Raw genomic sequence first — 16,113 nt, 5'->3', positions numbered from 1 at the left:
AAGTTATTCACAATAAATTTGTAATTTATCGGTGGATCTACACATCTTGCCCCTAATTTACTCACACAATGATCCACTTATGCCCGGATCCTTGCTAGTTATCCCCAAATCGGGAATTCAATCTGGTTATGGTTAATAACATCTGGTTATTTATTCTAGTGAGCATTTTCCCAGTAACATCCAAACCCATAAATATAAGGAGTTACCAAATGAATAACTGGATTAAGGCTGCAATTGCGGCTATCGCACTCTCTGCTGCTACTGTTCAAGCTGCGACTGAAGTTAAAGTCGGCATGTCTGGTCGCTATTTCCCGTTTACGTTCGTTAAACAAGACCAATTACAGGGTTTTGAAGTGGATTTATGGGATGAGATCGGTAAGCGTAACGATTACAAGGTTGAATACGTAACGGCAAACTTCTCTGGTCTGTTTGGTCTTCTTGAAACGGGTCGCATCGATACCATTTCAAACCAAATTACAATGACGGATGCACGTAAAGCGAAATACCTATTCGCAGACCCATACGTAGTAGACGGCGCACAAATTACCGTTCGTAAAGGTAATGACAGCATTAAAGGTATCGAAGACCTTGATGGCAAGACAGTTGCGGTAAACCTAGGCTCAAACTTTGAACAACTGCTTCGCAGCTACGACAAAGATGGCAAGATCAATGTAAAAACCTACGATACAGGTATTGAACATGATGTGGCACTGGGCCGCGCCGATGCATTCGTAATGGATCGCCTATCAGCACTAGAGCTTATCAAGAAGACTGGTCTACCATTACAACTGGCGGGTCAGCCATTCGAAACAATTGAAAACGCTTGGCCTTTCGTCGACAACGATAACGGCAAAAAACTGCAAGCAGAAGTAAATGAAGCATTAGCAGCAATGCGCGCAGATGGTACGCTAGAAAGTATCTCTCAGAAATGGTTTGGTGCGGACATTACTCAGAAGTAATTACTCACTTTCTCCATTCAAGGCCCACTGCTTTATACAGCGGTGGGCTTTTTGCTTTTGTGCACTGATTAAAAAACCTGATAGAACAGTACTTACATATAGAACAACACAGCCAATAAAAATACGAGATAGATTATGGGATTTGACTTTAATTACATGCTAGAGCTGTTGCCGATACTACTGAAGTATTTAGGCACCACGATGGAGATGGCGACTTGGGGCTTGTTCTTTGCTCTAATTCTGTCTCTGATACTGGCGAATATTCGTGTATTCAAAATCCCAGTACTCGACCAACTGAGCCAGCTGTACATTAGCTTCTTCCGAGGCACCCCACTGTTGGTGCAGCTGTTCCTCCTTTATTACGGCTTACCACAAGTCTTCCCGTGGATGGTTGGGTTGGATGCCTTCAGCGCCGCTGTGATTGGCTTAACCCTGCACTTTGCCGCGTATATGGCAGAAAGTATTCGTGCCGCGATTATCGGTATTGATCGCAGCCAGATGGAAGCCAGCCTTTCGGTCGGTATGACAACCAGCCAAGCGATGCGCCGAGTGATCTTGCCGCAAGCAACTCGCGTGGCACTGCCGTCATTGATGAACTACTTCATCGACATGATCAAATCGACTTCACTTGCTTTCACCTTAGGTGTCGCCGAAATCATGGCTAAAGCTCAAATGGAGGCTTCTTCAAGTTTCCGCTTCTTCGAGGCTTTCTTAGCGGTAGCGCTGATTTACTGGGGCGTGGTGGTTATCCTCACTCGTATTCAAATTTGGGCCGAAGTGAAACTGAATAAGGCGTATGTACGATGATCAAATTACAAAATATCCACAAGCAGTTTGGTGACACCGAAGTTTTGAAAGGGATCGACCTAGAAATCAAACAAGGTGAGATAATTGTCATCATAGGTTCAAGTGGTACGGGTAAATCTACCCTACTGCGTTGTGTGAATTTTCTAGAGCAAGCCGATCAAGGCACAATTTCGATTGATGATATCAAGGTTGATACTCAGAAACACACTAAGGCAGAGGTGCTTGCACTGCGTCGTAAGACCGGTTTTGTGTTCCAAAACTATGCACTGTTCGCTCACCAAACCGCGAGACAGAATATTGCTGAAGGTTTAATTACCGTTCGTGGTTGGAAAAAGCAGCAAGCCCATGAAAAAGCACAACAAATACTTGATGATATTGGCTTAGGTGACAAAGGTGATAGCTACCCAGCCGCGCTCTCTGGTGGCCAGCAACAACGGGTGGGTATTGGCCGTGCAATGGCACTACAACCCGAGCTTTTACTGTTTGATGAGCCGACTTCAGCGCTAGATCCTGAGTGGGTTGGCGAAGTGCTTAACCTAATGAAAAAACTGGCAAATCAGCATCAAACCATGCTGGTGGTTACCCATGAAATGCAGTTCGCTAGAGAGGTCGCAGACCGAGTGATCTTCATGGCTGACGGCCATATTGTCGAGCAGGGATCTCCACAGGATATTTTTGGTAATCCACAGGATCCTAAATTAAAAAAATTCTTAAATAAGGTTGGGATCGACTAAGGATCCTTGTGATTTTAGTTATTCTACGTATAATCCCCCGACCGGAATTTTAGTTAACCCAATCATTGACACTTTTTGTGACAGTGATTACAATTCCGCCTCTTTGTTGAGAGGCGTCGGTTTTCCTTTCTTATATAAAGAAGAGAAAAAATGCCCACGCCGGGTTTAACAAAAACCTAAAACTACTGATCAGTAAGGTAATTACAATGAAACGCACTTTTCAACCTACAGTTCTAAAGCGTAAGCGTACTCACGGTTTCCGTGCTCGCATGGCTACTAAGAACGGTCGCGCAACAATCAATGCACGTCGTGCAAAAGGCCGTAAGCGTCTTTCTAAGTAATCTTTGATTATTTTGAATAAGCTAGCCTTCGGTCGGGAGTTACGCTTGTTAACTCCCGAACATTATCAAAATGTCTTCAAGCAAGCTCATCGAGCTGGCTCCCCTCATTTCACCATCATTGCCCGAAATAACTCTCTTTCAAATCCTCGTCTTGGATTAGCCGTTCCGAAAAAGCAGATTAAAACCGCCGTGGGTCGTAACCGATTCAAGCGTCTTACTCGTGAAAGCTTTCGTAACACTCAACACAAACTTCCTAACAAAGATTTTGTTGTAATCGCTAAGAAGAGCGCGCAAGATTTAAGCAATGAAGAAATGTTCAAGCTACTCGACAAATTATGGCTTCGCCTGTCTCGCCCTTCGCGTGGATAGCGCTAATACCCATCTATTTTTATAGATGGTTTATTAGTCCACTCATCGGCCCACGCTGCCGATTTACTCCAACCTGCTCTTTATATGCGATAGAAGCGTTGAAAGCTCACGGTTTTGTAAAAGGGTGTTGGTTATCAGGCAAACGTCTATTAAAATGCCATCCTTTGAACGAAGGGGGCTTTGACCCCGTTCCACCAGTCCAAAAACAAGACAGAGATAAATAACGATGGATTCTCAACGTAATATCCTGTTAATCGCATTGGCTTTGGTTTCTTTCCTACTGTTCCAACAATGGAACGTAGCTCAGAATCCAGCACCACAAGCGGTTGAGCAGGCACAATCTGGCAGCACCCTACCAGCGCCATCTTATGCAGATGATCTAGACCCGGCTCCTGGTCAAGTTGCTTCTGCTAAAACTATCACAGTAACAACTGATGTACTGACTCTGTCAATTGATACGGTTGGTGGTGATGTCGTTAAAGCAAACCTAAACGATTACTCTGCTGAGTTCGATTCAGAAGATACGTTTGTTCTTCTTAAAAACGAACCTGGTCACCAATTTATCGCTCAAAGCGGTCTAGTGGGTCCTCAAGGTATCGACCTAAGCAGCACAAACCGCCCTAGCTACACGGTTTCAGCAGACAGCTTCACGCTTGCTGATGGTCAGGATGAACTACGCATCCCGATGACTTACCAAGCGAACGGCCTTGATTACACGAAAACATTCGTCCTTAAGCGTGGCAGCTACGCAATGGATGTTGAATACGATGTAGTCAACAACTCTGGTAACAACGCGACATTCGGCATGTACGCTCACCTACGTCAGAACGTAATGGATGACGGCGGTAGCCTAACAATGCCAACTTACCGTGGTGGTGCTTACTCTACGGAAGATACGCGTTACAAAAAATACAGCTTCGACGACATGCAAGATCGCAACCTGTCTCTTAACCTAGCAAACGGTCAAGGTTGGGCAGCGATGATTCAGCACTACTTTGCAAGTGCTTGGATCCCACGCGACGAAGCAGGCAGCAACCTTTACACTCGTGTAATCGGTAACCTAGGCGACATCGGTGTTCGTATGCCGAACAAGACTATCGCTAATGGCGACGAAGCGAGCTTCAAAGCAACGCTTTGGGTTGGTCCAAAACTTCAAGACCAAATGGCTGCTGTTGCACCAAACCTAGACCTAGTAGTTGACTACGGTTGGTTATGGTTCATTGCTAAACCACTTCATACTCTGCTTTCGTTCATTCAAGGCATCGTTGTGAACTGGGGTCTGGCAATCATTTGTCTAACTTTCATCGTTCGTGGTGCTATGTACCCACTAACGAAAGCTCAGTACACGTCTATGGCGAAAATGCGTATGCTTCAGCCTAAGCTGACTGCAATGCGTGAGCGTATTGGCGACGACCGTCAACGCATGAGCCAAGAAATGATGGAGCTTTACAAGAAAGAGAAAGTAAACCCACTAGGTGGCTGTTTACCTATCCTTCTGCAAATGCCTATCTTCATTTCGCTATACTGGGCACTAATGGAGTCTGTTGAACTGCGTCACTCACCGTTCTTCGGTTGGATTACTGACCTTTCAGCACAAGACCCATACTACATCTTGCCACTTCTGATGGGTGCTTCAATGTTCTTAATCCAGAAGATGAGCCCGACAACTGTAACGGATCCAATGCAGCAGAAGATCATGACCTTTATGCCGGTTATGTTCACATTCTTCTTCCTGTTCTTCCCTTCAGGTCTGGTTCTATACTGGCTAGTATCGAACATCGTAACTCTGATTCAGCAAACGCTTATCTACCGCGCGCTGGAAAAGAAAGGCTTACATTCTAAGTAAGTTCGATAATAGAAAGAGATAAAGAAAGGCGACCAAAAGGTCGCCTTTTTGTTTTTAGCTGATTACAATTCAGCTAATTGATTAATCGTGAGCGCCCCTTTTTGGCTTTCACATGCTAGCAGGCACAACTATGACTACAGATACGATTGTTGCTCAAGCGACTGCACCCGGCCGTGGCGGCGTCGGTATTATTCGCGTTTCAGGCCCACAAGCAGCCCAAGTTGCGCTTGAAGTTACCGGCAAAGTACTGAAACCACGTTACGCTGAGTACACCCCTTTTAAATCTCACGATGGTTTAGAGCTAGACCAAGGCATCGCGCTTTACTTTCCTAACCCGCACTCGTTTACCGGTGAAGACGTATTAGAGCTACAAGGCCACGGTGGTCCAGTGGTAATGGATATGCTCATCAAGCGCATCCTCGCGATTCCAGGGCTACGCGCAGCACGCCCAGGTGAGTTCTCGGAGCGTGCGTTCTTGAACGACAAGATGGATTTAACCCAAGCAGAAGCGATTGCTGACCTCATTGATGCCAGTTCAGAAGAAGCGGCGAAATCAGCTCTGCAATCGTTGCAAGGTGAGTTCTCGAAACGCATTAATACCCTGGTGGACTCTCTGATTCACTTACGCATCTATGTTGAAGCCGCTATCGACTTCCCAGAAGAAGAGATTGATTTCCTTGCTGACGGTAAAGTAAGTGCTGACTTACAAGCTATCATCGACAACCTCGAAGCGGTTCGCCAAGAAGCCAATCAAGGTGCCATCATGCGTGAAGGCATGAAAGTGGTGATTGCAGGCCGTCCTAATGCCGGTAAGTCGAGCTTACTGAATGCATTATCGGGTAAAGACTCCGCGATTGTGACTGATATTGCTGGTACAACCCGTGATGTACTGCGTGAACATATCCATATTGATGGTATGCCACTACACATTATTGATACCGCAGGCCTGCGTGAAGCCTCGGATGAAGTCGAAAAAATCGGTATTGAACGCGCTTGGGAAGAAATTGCTCAAGCCGATCGCGTTTTATTTATGGTCGATGGCACCACTACCGATGCAACCGACCCGAAAGATATCTGGCCAGATTTCGTTGATCGTCTGCCGAATAACATCGGAATGACCGTGATTCGTAACAAAGCCGATCAAACCGGTGAAGATCTCGGGATTTGCCATGTTAATGATCCAACTCTGATTCGACTATCAGCAAAGACGGGACAAGGCGTTGATGCGCTGCGTAATCATTTAAAAGATTGCATGGGCTTTGCTGGTGGTAATGAAGGTGGCTTCATGGCACGTCGTCGCCACTTAGATGCTCTAGAACGCGCATCTGAACATCTAGATATTGGCCAGCAACAGCTCGAAGGCTATATGGCAGGGGAAATCTTGGCAGAAGAACTGCGTATAACGCAGCAACACCTTAACGAGATTACTGGTGAGTTCAGTTCAGATGACCTACTCGGCCGTATCTTCACCTCTTTCTGTATTGGTAAATAACCTTTAAAGGCCGGCTCATGCTGGCCTTTTTCTTTAGTAAGGACAGCTTAATGATCCACATTATTACAGGCAGCACCTTAGGTGGTGCAGAGTACGTTGGCGATCACCTTAATGATCTTCTTGAAGAGCAAGGCCACGAGATCACCCTTCATAACCAGCCTGAATTCGATGATATTCCCCAACAAGGCTTTTGGTTGCTGGTGACTTCAACTCATGGTGCGGGTGAATTTCCAGATAATATTAAGCCGTTTATCGACGCATTGACCCAGCAATCTCCAGATTTAAGCCAGGTTCGCTTTGCTGTCGTGGCGCTTGGTGATTCGAGTTACGATACCTTCTGTTTAGCGGGAAAATCAATCCACAGCCAGATGAAAGAGCTCGGTGCTCAGCCTATTTCTGACTGTTTTACCATCGATGTATTGGAAACTCCGGTACCAGAAGACGCAGCAGAAGCTTGGTTCAACGATCATAGCGACCAGTTTTAACCTCTCTCTTCTCTCAAAAAGCGGCTTATGCCGCTTTTTTTGTCTCTGAACATCGCGATTGTGAATAACTTTTTTTCAAAAACATCGAAAATTAGCGATCTATTTTCAATTTCTGCTGTGGATAAGATCATACATATACGGTGATTAACCTATAGTTATCCAAATAACAAGTTTTAGGCTAATTTCCTCCTGTGAATAAGTAGCTATTTTGATCCCAGCTAATCCTCATCCTGATCAAAGTTAGATCACATCATTTGATCCAAAAAAGATCCATGATCTCGTTGATTATTTTCGACTTATCCACAGACACCCTCGATCCTAATAATAGATCTAATAAAAGATCTCCTTAAAGATCTTATCTATATTAATTAAAAACAGCTTTTTCGAAAAATCCCAAAAACGTTTTCTCAGGCTATGAAAACAGGTAGAATATCGCTCCTTTTTATCAATCTAGAAAACGTTTGAATACCTGAGGTCGGTTCATGCTTTATCACGAAAAATTTGACGTCATCGTTGTTGGTGGTGGCCATGCAGGAACGGAAGCCGCACTCGCATCTGCACGTACTGGTCAAAGTACGTTATTACTTACTCATAATATCGATACGCTAGGACAAATGTCTTGTAACCCAGCCATTGGCGGGATCGGTAAGGGCCACTTGGTAAAAGAGGTCGATGCAATGGGTGGATTAATGGCGCAAGCTATTGATCATGCAGGTATTCAGTTCAGAACATTGAACGCATCAAAAGGCCCTGCGGTTCGTGCTACTCGAGCACAAGCTGACCGCGCACTGTACAAAGCCTTTGTTCGCAACGTTCTTGAAAACACGCCAAACCTGACTTTGTTCCAACAGTCGGTTGATGACTTGATCGTTGAACAGGATCAAGTGGTCGGTGTGGTAACGCAGATGGGCCTTAAATTCCGCGCAAGCGCTGTGGTTCTGACTGTGGGCACATTCCTAGGCGGCAAGATCCATATTGGTATGGAAAGTTCTTCAGGCGGCCGTGCTGGCGATCCACCATCGATCGCACTGGCTGACCGTCTTCGTGATCTTCCATTCAGAGTTGATCGCCTGAAAACAGGTACTCCTCCTCGTATCGATGCGCGTAGCGTTGATTTTTCTGAGCTTGAGGTTCAGCACGGCGATAACCCGACGCCTGTTTTCTCGTTCATGGGTAGCCGAGCTCAACAACCTCGTCAAATTCCATGCTACATCACGCATACCAATGAAAATACGCATGACGTAATTCGTGCCAACCTTGATCGCAGCCCTATGTACGCGGGTGTAATTGAAGGCATTGGCCCTCGTTACTGTCCTTCGATTGAAGACAAAGTAATGCGTTTTGCTGACAAGAACAGTCACCAAATTTTTATTGAGCCTGAAGGTCTAACGACTCACGAGCTATACCCTAATGGTATCTCTACCAGTCTGCCGTTTGATGTACAGGTTCAAATTGTTCATTCGATGAAGGGCTTTGAAAATGCTCATATCGTTCGCCCTGGCTATGCGATTGAGTACGATTTCTTTGATCCTCGCGACCTTAAGCTGACTTACGAAACTAAGTTTATCAAAGGTCTATTCTTTGCGGGTCAAATCAACGGTACCACTGGGTATGAAGAAGCGGCTGCACAAGGCTTGATGGCCGGTCTGAATGCAAGTTTGTTTACTCAAGGCAAAGAAGGCTGGAGTCCACGTCGTGACCAAGCTTACATGGGCGTGCTTATCGACGACCTATCTACCATGGGTACCAAAGAACCTTACCGCATGTTTACGTCTCGCGCGGAATACCGTCTGCTGCTTCGTGAAGACAACGCCGATATCCGCTTGACTGAAAAGTCGCGTGAACTTGGCCTTGTTGATGACGCTCGTTGGGCTCGTTTCAACGAGAAGATGGAAAACATGGAGAAGGAACGTCAACGTCTGAAAGAGACTTGGATTAATCCAAAATCTGAAGATATTGATCAACTGAACCAAATTCTGAAAACACCAATGTCTCGTGAAGCGAGTGGTGAAGATCTTCTTCGTCGCCCTGAAATGACTTATTCACAGCTAACCGCATTGGATCGTTTTGGTCCTGCACTGGAAGATCAACAAGCGTCTGAGCAAGTTGAGATCCAAGTGAAGTACGATGGTTACATTCAGCGTCAACAAGACGAAATTGAAAAATCACTACGTCATGAAAACACCAAACTGCCTGCTGATATCGATTACAGCAAGGTAAAAGGACTTTCTAACGAAGTGGTTCTTAAACTAACGACAGCTAAGCCTGACTCAATTGGTATTGCTTCGCGAATTTCAGGTATCACACCTGCAGCAATCTCAATTCTGTTGGTTTACTTGAAAAAACACGGCCTGTTGAAAAAAGGTGAGGAAGCATAATGAGCGCATTACGCGAAAAACTGGATCACCTTATTGGCCAGACTGAACTTGAAGTATCTGAAAAACAACGTGGCCAGTTGGTTGGCTACGTTGAGTTACTGAACAAGTGGAACAAAGCTTATAACCTAACATCAGTTCGTGACCCACAAGAAATGATGGTGAAACATATCTTAGATAGCATCATTGTTAGCACTCACTTACAAGGTAAGCGCTTTATCGATGTGGGCACGGGACCTGGTCTTCCTGGGATTCCGCTCTCAATCATGAATCCAGACTGCGAGTTTTACTTGCTAGACAGCCTAGGTAAGCGTATTCGTTTTATCAAACAGGTGATTCATGAGCTGGGTATCAACAACGTGGTACCGGTTCAAAGTCGCGTTGAAGAATTTCAACCAGAAGAAAAGTTTGATGCAGTGCTCAGTCGTGCATTTGCATCAATGACAGACATGGTAGAGTGGTGTCACCATTTACCTAAAGAGCAATCCGGTGTATTTTTGGCTCTTAAGGGACAACATCCTAGAGACGAAATCGACCTGTTACCTGAATGGTGTTCAGTGACAGACATTAAAGCTTTGCAAGTGCCAGAGCTTGATGGAGAGCGTCATCTAGTTACTTTATCGCGTCAGGGATAATCAGCGAGGCCATAGTGGGTAGAATCGTAGCAATTGCCAACCAGAAGGGTGGCGTAGGAAAAACAACAACTTGCATTAATTTAGCAGCATCAATGGCGGCAACAAAACGCAAGATATTGGTTGTTGACCTCGATCCTCAAGGTAATGCCACTATGGCGAGCGGTGTCGACAAGTATCAAGTTGAAGCAACTGCTTACGATTTGTTGGTTGAAGACACCCCATTTGATGAAGTGGTTTGCCGGAGTACATCTGGTAATTATGACCTCATCGCCGCGAACGGCGACGTTACTGCGGCAGAAATCAAGCTGATGGAAGTGTTTGCTCGAGAAGTTCGTTTAAAAAACGCACTCGAATCCATTCGCAATAACTATGATTTCATCTTTATTGATTGCCCGCCCTCATTAAACCTTCTTACAATCAACGCGATGGCTGCGGCCGACTCCGTATTGGTTCCTATGCAATGTGAATACTTTGCTTTGGAAGGTTTGACTGCATTGATGGATACCATCAGTAAGCTAGCGGCAGTTGTAAACGAGAACCTGAAGATCGAAGGTCTTCTGCGTACTATGTACGATCCTCGCAACCGCTTATCGAACGAAGTATCTGATCAACTCAAAAAACACTTTGGTAGCAAAGTCTACCGAACTGTGATCCCTAGAAATGTGCGTCTGGCAGAAGCCCCGAGTCACGGCAAGCCAGCAATGTACTACGACAAATATTCCGCAGGAGCTAAGGCTTATCTTGCTCTTGCAGGCGAAATGTTGCGTCGTGAAGAAGTCCCAGTATAGGTCCAACCAAAGGAATTCGCTCAATGTCTAAGCGTGGTTTAGGAAAAGGGCTAGATGCATTGCTTGCAACTAGCTCATTGGCTCGTGAAAAACAGCAAGTTGCTTCTCATAGTCAGGCATTGTCGGCTGATGGTGAGCTTATCGAACTGGCTGTTGGTTGCTTGAAGCCTGGTGTATATCAACCGCGTAAGGATATTGCGCCTGAAGCGCTAGAAGAGCTGGCTGCATCAATTCAATCTCAAGGTATTATCCAACCGATCGTAGTTCGTCCACTGGCGCATGACCAGTTCGAGATCATTGCTGGTGAACGACGTTGGAGAGCGGCTCGTCAAGCTGGTCTTAAACAAGTGCCATGCCTGATCAAGAGAGTTGAAGACAAGGCCGCTATCGCGATGGCACTGATTGAGAATATTCAGCGTGAAGACCTGAATGTTATCGAAGAAGCACAAGCGCTAGAGCGCCTACAGAACGAATTTGAGCTGACACACCAACAAGTCGCTGACGTAATCGGTAAATCGAGAGCTACGGTGAGTAACTTATTACGTCTAAATCAGCTCGAAAATGAAGTAAAAGGTTTAGTTTCCAATAAACAACTGGAAATGGGGCATGCTCGAGCACTGCTTGCGCTTGAAGGTGATACCCAGGTTGAAGCAGCAAACACTGCGGCAACCAAAAAAATGACCGTGCGTCAAACTGAGCAACTTGTCAAAAAGTGCTTAAAACCAGACGTTGAAGGTGAATCGAAGCCTGAAGACACAGAAGCTATCGAACTTTCACGAAGACTCACGGAAAAATTGCAAGCAAACGTTTCAGTTACTCGTTCTGTTAGCGGTAAGTCAAAAGTGACAATTACTCTTGATGAGCCTCACAAATTAGAGCAACTTATTGCTAAACTAGAGTACTAGATGAGATAATTGATTTAGGTCAATTATGTAATAAACAAGTAATTTCGTACAAAAGTTGTCGGTTTGTATGCAAAAATGTAAATGATTGCTGCATTGTTATTGCAATCAATTTGGCTGAACGTATAATTTTCGCCAATTTCTCAGCACGCTTTTAAGCGAGTAGTAAAGAAGGCTTAAAAGAGGAACGAATACATGGTAGCGGCGTTAGCAAGACCAGGACGAGTGCTTGCAAAGCAAATGTTATTGATCGAGCTTAGCGCGGTTATATTAGTGGCGATAGGGTTAGGTTTAGCTGTTAATCCTGATTGGGGTTTTGCTGCATTAATCGGTGGCGGTATTTTTGTCATCGCAAATGCAGTTTTTTGTGTGTGTGCTTTCCTATTTAGTGGAGCTCGTGCAACTAAGTTAGTTGCGGCGTCGTTCTATGCAGGCGAAGCGCTAAAAATCCTTATCACAGTTCTACTATTCTCTATTGTCTACATGTATATGCAGGTGGAATTAGTTCCCCTCAAACTGACCTATTTACTGGTTCTAGGTATTAATATCTTTGCGCCAGTGCTTTTCATTAACAATAAAAAATAGGATGAGTTATGGCTGCGCCAACAGCATCCGGATACATTGAGCACCACTTACAAAACCTTTCTTTAGCTAAGTTTGGTCTTGTAGAGGAGACAAGTTTCTGGAACGTACATATAGACAGTCTGTTTTTTTCGGTGTTGACAGGGATGTTATTCCTTTGGGTTTTTCGCTCAGTCGCAAAGAAAGCAACAGTAGGTGTACCTGGTAAGCTTCAGTGTTTTGTTGAAATGGTAGTGGAATTCGTTGGTGACAACGTTAAAGAAACTTTCCATGGCCGCAACCCTCTGATTGCCCCACTAGCACTGACTATATTCTGCTGGATTATCATTATGAACTTGATGGACTTAGTGCCTATCGATTTCTTACCATATCCTGCAGAGCATTGGCTAGGTATCCCTTACTTGAAAGTGGTTCCTACAGCTGATGTAAATATAACAATGGCAATGGCTTTAGGTGTTTTTGCTCTGATGATCTACTACAGCATCAAAGTGAAAGGTCTAGGCGGATTTGCTAAAGAATTGGCACTGCATCCATTTAATCACCCAATCATGATTCCATTTAACTTGGTACTTGAGGTAATTTCGTTATTAGCGAAGCCACTATCTCTAGGTATGCGTTTATTTGGTAATATGTTTGCGGGTGAGGTGGTGTTTATTCTTATCGCGGCAATGCTACCGTGGTACTTACAATGGGTAGGTGCACTACCTTGGGCTATCTTCCATATCTTGGTTATTTTGATTCAAGCGTTTGTTTTCATGATGTTGACAATCGTTTACTTATCAATGGCTCATGAAGATAGTGATCACTAAAAAAATTTTTAAGATTTATTCTAACTATTAATGTTAATCGGAGAACGTAAATGGAAACTGTACTAAGTTTTTCAGCAATCGCTGTTGCTATTATTGTTGGTCTTTGTGCCGTAGGTACTGCAATTGGTTTTGCTATTCTTGGTGGTAAATTCCTAGAAGGCGCTGCGCGTCAACCTGAAATGGCTCCAATGCTACAAGTTAAGATGTTCATCATCGCTGGTCTACTGGATGCTGTTCCAATGATCGGTATCGTAATCGCACTACTATTCACGTTTGCTAACCCATTTGTTGGTCAACTAGCAGGCTAATTAACTCTCAATAGTTAATTAAATTTTTGTAGTTGATTCTTAACGAGGGGTAGCTGTTGTGAATATGAACGCAACTCTGTTAGGTCAAGCAATTGCTTTTTCATTGTTTGTTTGGTTCTGCATGAAATATGTATGGCCACCAATCATGCAAGCAATTGAAGAGCGTCAGAAAAAAATTGCTGACGGTCTAGTAGCCGCTGAACGCGCTGCTAAAGACTTGAACCTGGCACAAGCCAACGCTTCTGAGCAAATGAAAGAAGCAAAGCGCACTGCAACTGAGGTTATTGATCAGGCAAACAAACGTAAAGCTCAAATTATTGATGAAGCACGCGAAGAAGCTCAGGCAGAACGCCAGAAAATCTTAGCGCAAGCTGAAGCAGAAATTGAAGCAGAGCGTACACGTGCCCGTGATGACCTGCGCAAACAAGTCGCAACTCTGGCTATAGCTGGTGCTGAGAAAATCCTTGAGCGTACAATCGATAAAGATGTACACGATGATCTTCTTAACAACATTACTGCAAAACTTTAAAGCAAGGGGCTGTATATGTCTGATTTGACTACAATCGCACGCCCCTATGCTAAAGCAGCGTTTGACTTTGCGGTAGATAAAGGTGAGCTAGACCAATGGGGTCAGATGCTTACTTTTGCTGCCGAAGTGGCACAAAATGATGATGTTCATAATTTATTAAGCGGTTCTATGACTGCTGAAAAATTAGCTGAAGTATTCATTGTAATTTGTGGCGAACAATTTGATGAATTCGGTCAGAACTTAATTAAAGTGATGGCAGAGAATGGCCGCTTAATGGCTTTTCCTGATGTTTGTAAAGAGTTCTTTATACTCAAAAAAGAGTATGAGAAAGAGATCGACGTTGAAGTAACTTCAGCGGTTGAACTTTCTGAAGAACAACGCACAGAGATCAGCAGCAAATTGGAACAGCGCTTAGCGCGCAAAGTTCAGCTGAATTGCAGTATAGATGAGACTCTACTTAGTGGAGTTATTATTCGAGCCGGAGACCTAGTCATCGATAACTCAGCGCGCAGTCGTTTAGACCGCCTGAGCGATGCATTGCAGTCTTAATGGGGATTGGAGCATGCAACTTAATTCCACTGAAATTAGCGATCTAATTAAACAACGTATTGAATCTTTCGACGTTGTTAGTGAAGCTCGCAATGAAGGTACTATCGTTTCTGTAAGCGATGGCATCCTTAGCATCCACGGCCTAGCGGACGTGATGCAAGGTGAAATGATCGAACTACCGGGTGGCCGTTACGCTCTAGCACTAAACTTGAACCGTGATTCGGTTGGTGCTGTTGTAATGGGCCCGTATGCTGACCTACAGGAAGGCATGAAAGTTACAGGTACTGGTCGTATTCTAGAAGTACCAGTAGGTCCTGAAATGCTTGGTCGTGTTGTAAACACGCTAGGTGAGCCAATTGATGGTAAAGGTCCAATCGAAGCTAAATTGACTTCGCCTGTAGAAATTATCGCACCAGGTGTAATCGACCGTAAATCGGTAGATCAACCTGTTCAAACTGGTTACAAGTCTGTTGACTCAATGATCCCTATCGGTCGTGGTCAACGTGAACTAGTAATCGGTGACCGTCAAACTGGTAAAACAGCAATGGCGATCGATGCGATTATTAACCAAAAAGATTCTGGTATTTTCTCTATCTACGTAGCTATCGGCCAAAAAGCGTCGACTATTGCTAACGTAGTTCGCAAACTAGAAGAGCACGGCGCACTAGCAAACACTGTTGTGGTTGTTGCATCTGCTTCTGAATCTGCAGCGCTGCAATACCTTGCACCGTATGCTGGTTGTGCGATGGGCGAATACTTCCGTGATCGCGGTGAAGATGCACTGATTGTTTATGATGATCTATCTAAGCAAGCTGTAGCTTACCGTCAAATCTCGCTACTACTTAAGCGTCCACCAGGTCGTGAAGCGTTCCCAGGTGATGTTTTCTACCTTCACTCTCGTCTACTAGAGCGTGCTGCTCGTGTAAGCGAAGCATACGTAGAAAAATTCACTAACGGTGAAGTGACAGGCAAGACTGGTTCTTTAACTGCTCTACCTATCATCGAAACGCAAGCTGGTGACGTATCTGCATTCGTACCAACGAACGTAATCTCGATTACTGATGGTCAGATCTTCCTACAAACTGAGCTATTCAACGCGGGCGTACGTCCAGCTGTTGACCCAGGTATCTCAGTTTCTCGTGTAGGTGGTTCGGCGCAGACTAAAATCATCAAGAAGCTATCTGGCGGTATCCGTACTGCTCTAGCTCAATACCGTGAACTTGCAGCATTTGCTCAGTTCTCTTCGGATCTTGATGAAGCGACTAAGAAGCAGCTAGACCACGGTCAAAAAGTTACAGAACTGATGAAGCAGAAGCAATACGCTCCTATGTCTGTATTTGACCAAGCTCTAGTAATCTTCGCTGCAGAGCGTGGATACCTTCAAGACGTTGAACTTTCTAAAGTTCTAGACTTTGAAGCTGCTTTACTGTCGTTTGCTCGTGGTCAATATGCCGATCTAGCAACACAGATCGACACAACGGGTGCTTTCAATAAAGAAATCGAAGCTGAGCTGAAGAAGCTTGTTGACGATTTCAAGGCAACCCAGACCTGGTAATTGGTAGGTGGTCTTAGGGCCACCTCATACCATTAACGGAGAGTAACG

General features: G+C 44.6%; 19 protein-coding genes. All 19 read left to right on the top strand.

The genetic code is table 11. The features are described 5' to 3' along the window. Window positions 1-209: 209 nt before the first annotated feature. The 19 genes from AB6E85_RS22450 to atpA all read left to right on the top strand — a co-directional run bounded on the left by AB6E85_RS22450 (window position 210) and on the right by atpA (window position 16,065). Window positions 210-959, top strand: a complete 750-nt coding sequence (locus AB6E85_RS22450) for an amino acid ABC transporter substrate-binding protein (RefSeq protein ID WP_009848135.1) — start codon at window positions 210-212, stop codon at window positions 957-959. A 135-nt stretch (window positions 960-1,094) separates the two neighbouring features. Continuing rightward, window positions 1,095-1,766, top strand: a complete 672-nt coding sequence (locus tag AB6E85_RS22445; protein ID WP_009848134.1) for an amino acid ABC transporter permease — start codon at window positions 1,095-1,097, stop codon at window positions 1,764-1,766. After that, a complete protein-coding gene (locus AB6E85_RS22440; RefSeq protein ID WP_048610829.1) occupies window positions 1,763-2,500 on the top strand; it encodes an amino acid ABC transporter ATP-binding protein in 738 nt (245 codons plus the stop codon). The genes AB6E85_RS22445 and AB6E85_RS22440 overlap by 4 nt, the downstream gene beginning before the upstream one ends. 206 nt (window positions 2,501-2,706) lie before the next feature. Beyond that, a complete protein-coding gene (gene rpmH / locus AB6E85_RS22435; protein WP_004735800.1) occupies window positions 2,707-2,841 on the top strand; it encodes a 50S ribosomal protein L34 in 135 nt (44 codons plus the stop codon). Window positions 2,842-2,886: 45 nt separating this feature from the next. Continuing rightward, window positions 2,887-3,210: a ribonuclease P protein component gene (rnpA, locus tag AB6E85_RS22430; RefSeq protein WP_017055478.1), complete on the top strand. Its 324-nt coding sequence runs from the start codon at window positions 2,887-2,889 to the stop codon at window positions 3,208-3,210. Next, window positions 3,177-3,434, top strand: coding sequence for a membrane protein insertion efficiency factor YidD (gene yidD, locus AB6E85_RS22425; protein WP_004735802.1), 258 nt, complete (start codon window positions 3,177-3,179; stop codon window positions 3,432-3,434). The genes rnpA and yidD overlap by 34 nt, the downstream gene beginning before the upstream one ends. A gap of 2 nt (window positions 3,435-3,436) precedes the next feature. Beyond that, window positions 3,437-5,056, top strand: a complete 1,620-nt coding sequence (gene yidC / locus AB6E85_RS22420; RefSeq protein WP_172380839.1) for a membrane protein insertase YidC — start codon at window positions 3,437-3,439, stop codon at window positions 5,054-5,056. A gap of 130 nt (window positions 5,057-5,186) precedes the next feature. After that, on the top strand, window positions 5,187-6,548 hold the full coding sequence (gene mnmE, locus AB6E85_RS22415; protein WP_029235098.1) for a tRNA uridine-5-carboxymethylaminomethyl(34) synthesis GTPase MnmE: 1,362 nt from the start codon (window positions 5,187-5,189) through the stop codon (window positions 6,546-6,548). Window positions 6,549-6,598: 50 nt separating this feature from the next. After that, window positions 6,599-7,033, top strand: a complete 435-nt coding sequence (mioC, locus tag AB6E85_RS22410; protein WP_048611234.1) for an FMN-binding protein MioC — start codon at window positions 6,599-6,601, stop codon at window positions 7,031-7,033. Window positions 7,034-7,515: 482 nt separating this feature from the next. Continuing rightward, on the top strand, window positions 7,516-9,411 hold the full coding sequence (mnmG, locus tag AB6E85_RS22405; protein ID WP_048610837.1) for a tRNA uridine-5-carboxymethylaminomethyl(34) synthesis enzyme MnmG: 1,896 nt from the start codon (window positions 7,516-7,518) through the stop codon (window positions 9,409-9,411). Beyond that, a complete protein-coding gene (gene rsmG / locus AB6E85_RS22400) occupies window positions 9,411-10,043 on the top strand; it encodes a 16S rRNA (guanine(527)-N(7))-methyltransferase RsmG (protein ID WP_048610839.1) in 633 nt (210 codons plus the stop codon). Before mnmG ends, rsmG begins: the two co-directional genes overlap by 1 nt. Before the next feature lie 14 nt (window positions 10,044-10,057). Further along, entirely contained in the window at window positions 10,058-10,831 is a 774-nt protein-coding gene (locus AB6E85_RS22395; RefSeq protein ID WP_019825554.1) for a ParA family protein, read from the top strand. Between the two features lie 23 nt (window positions 10,832-10,854). Beyond that, the gene (locus AB6E85_RS22390) at window positions 10,855-11,736 is read left to right on the top strand and encodes a ParB/RepB/Spo0J family partition protein (protein ID WP_048611230.1); all 882 of its coding nucleotides are present in this window, start codon (window positions 10,855-10,857) and stop codon (window positions 11,734-11,736) included. A gap of 192 nt (window positions 11,737-11,928) precedes the next feature. Next, on the top strand, window positions 11,929-12,318 hold the full coding sequence (locus AB6E85_RS22385) for a F0F1 ATP synthase subunit I (RefSeq protein WP_017058798.1): 390 nt from the start codon (window positions 11,929-11,931) through the stop codon (window positions 12,316-12,318). 8 nt (window positions 12,319-12,326) lie between these two features. Continuing rightward, complete coding sequence (atpB, locus tag AB6E85_RS22380; RefSeq protein ID WP_009848124.1) at window positions 12,327-13,124, top strand: F0F1 ATP synthase subunit A; 798 nt, start codon at window positions 12,327-12,329, stop codon at window positions 13,122-13,124. Between the two features lie 50 nt (window positions 13,125-13,174). Continuing rightward, the gene (gene atpE / locus AB6E85_RS22375) at window positions 13,175-13,432 is read left to right on the top strand and encodes a F0F1 ATP synthase subunit C (protein ID WP_004411110.1); all 258 of its coding nucleotides are present in this window, start codon (window positions 13,175-13,177) and stop codon (window positions 13,430-13,432) included. 58 nt (window positions 13,433-13,490) lie between these two features. Next, window positions 13,491-13,961 (top strand): F0F1 ATP synthase subunit B, encoded by a 471-nt coding sequence (atpF, locus tag AB6E85_RS22370; protein WP_010433231.1) that lies wholly within the window; start codon window positions 13,491-13,493, stop codon window positions 13,959-13,961. Between the two features lie 15 nt (window positions 13,962-13,976). Continuing rightward, window positions 13,977-14,510 (top strand): F0F1 ATP synthase subunit delta, encoded by a 534-nt coding sequence (gene atpH, locus AB6E85_RS22365; RefSeq protein ID WP_081230724.1) that lies wholly within the window; start codon window positions 13,977-13,979, stop codon window positions 14,508-14,510. A gap of 13 nt (window positions 14,511-14,523) precedes the next feature. Beyond that, window positions 14,524-16,065 (top strand): F0F1 ATP synthase subunit alpha, encoded by a 1,542-nt coding sequence (gene atpA / locus AB6E85_RS22360; protein WP_010433235.1) that lies wholly within the window; start codon window positions 14,524-14,526, stop codon window positions 16,063-16,065. Window positions 16,066-16,113 lie beyond the last annotated feature (48 nt).

The organism is Vibrio sp. 10N.247.311.51 (genome assembly GCF_041467855.1).
GTDB classification, from domain to species: domain Bacteria; phylum Pseudomonadota; class Gammaproteobacteria; order Enterobacterales; family Vibrionaceae; genus Vibrio; species Vibrio coralliirubri.
This window is presented reverse-complemented; position numbering and strand designations above follow the sequence as displayed.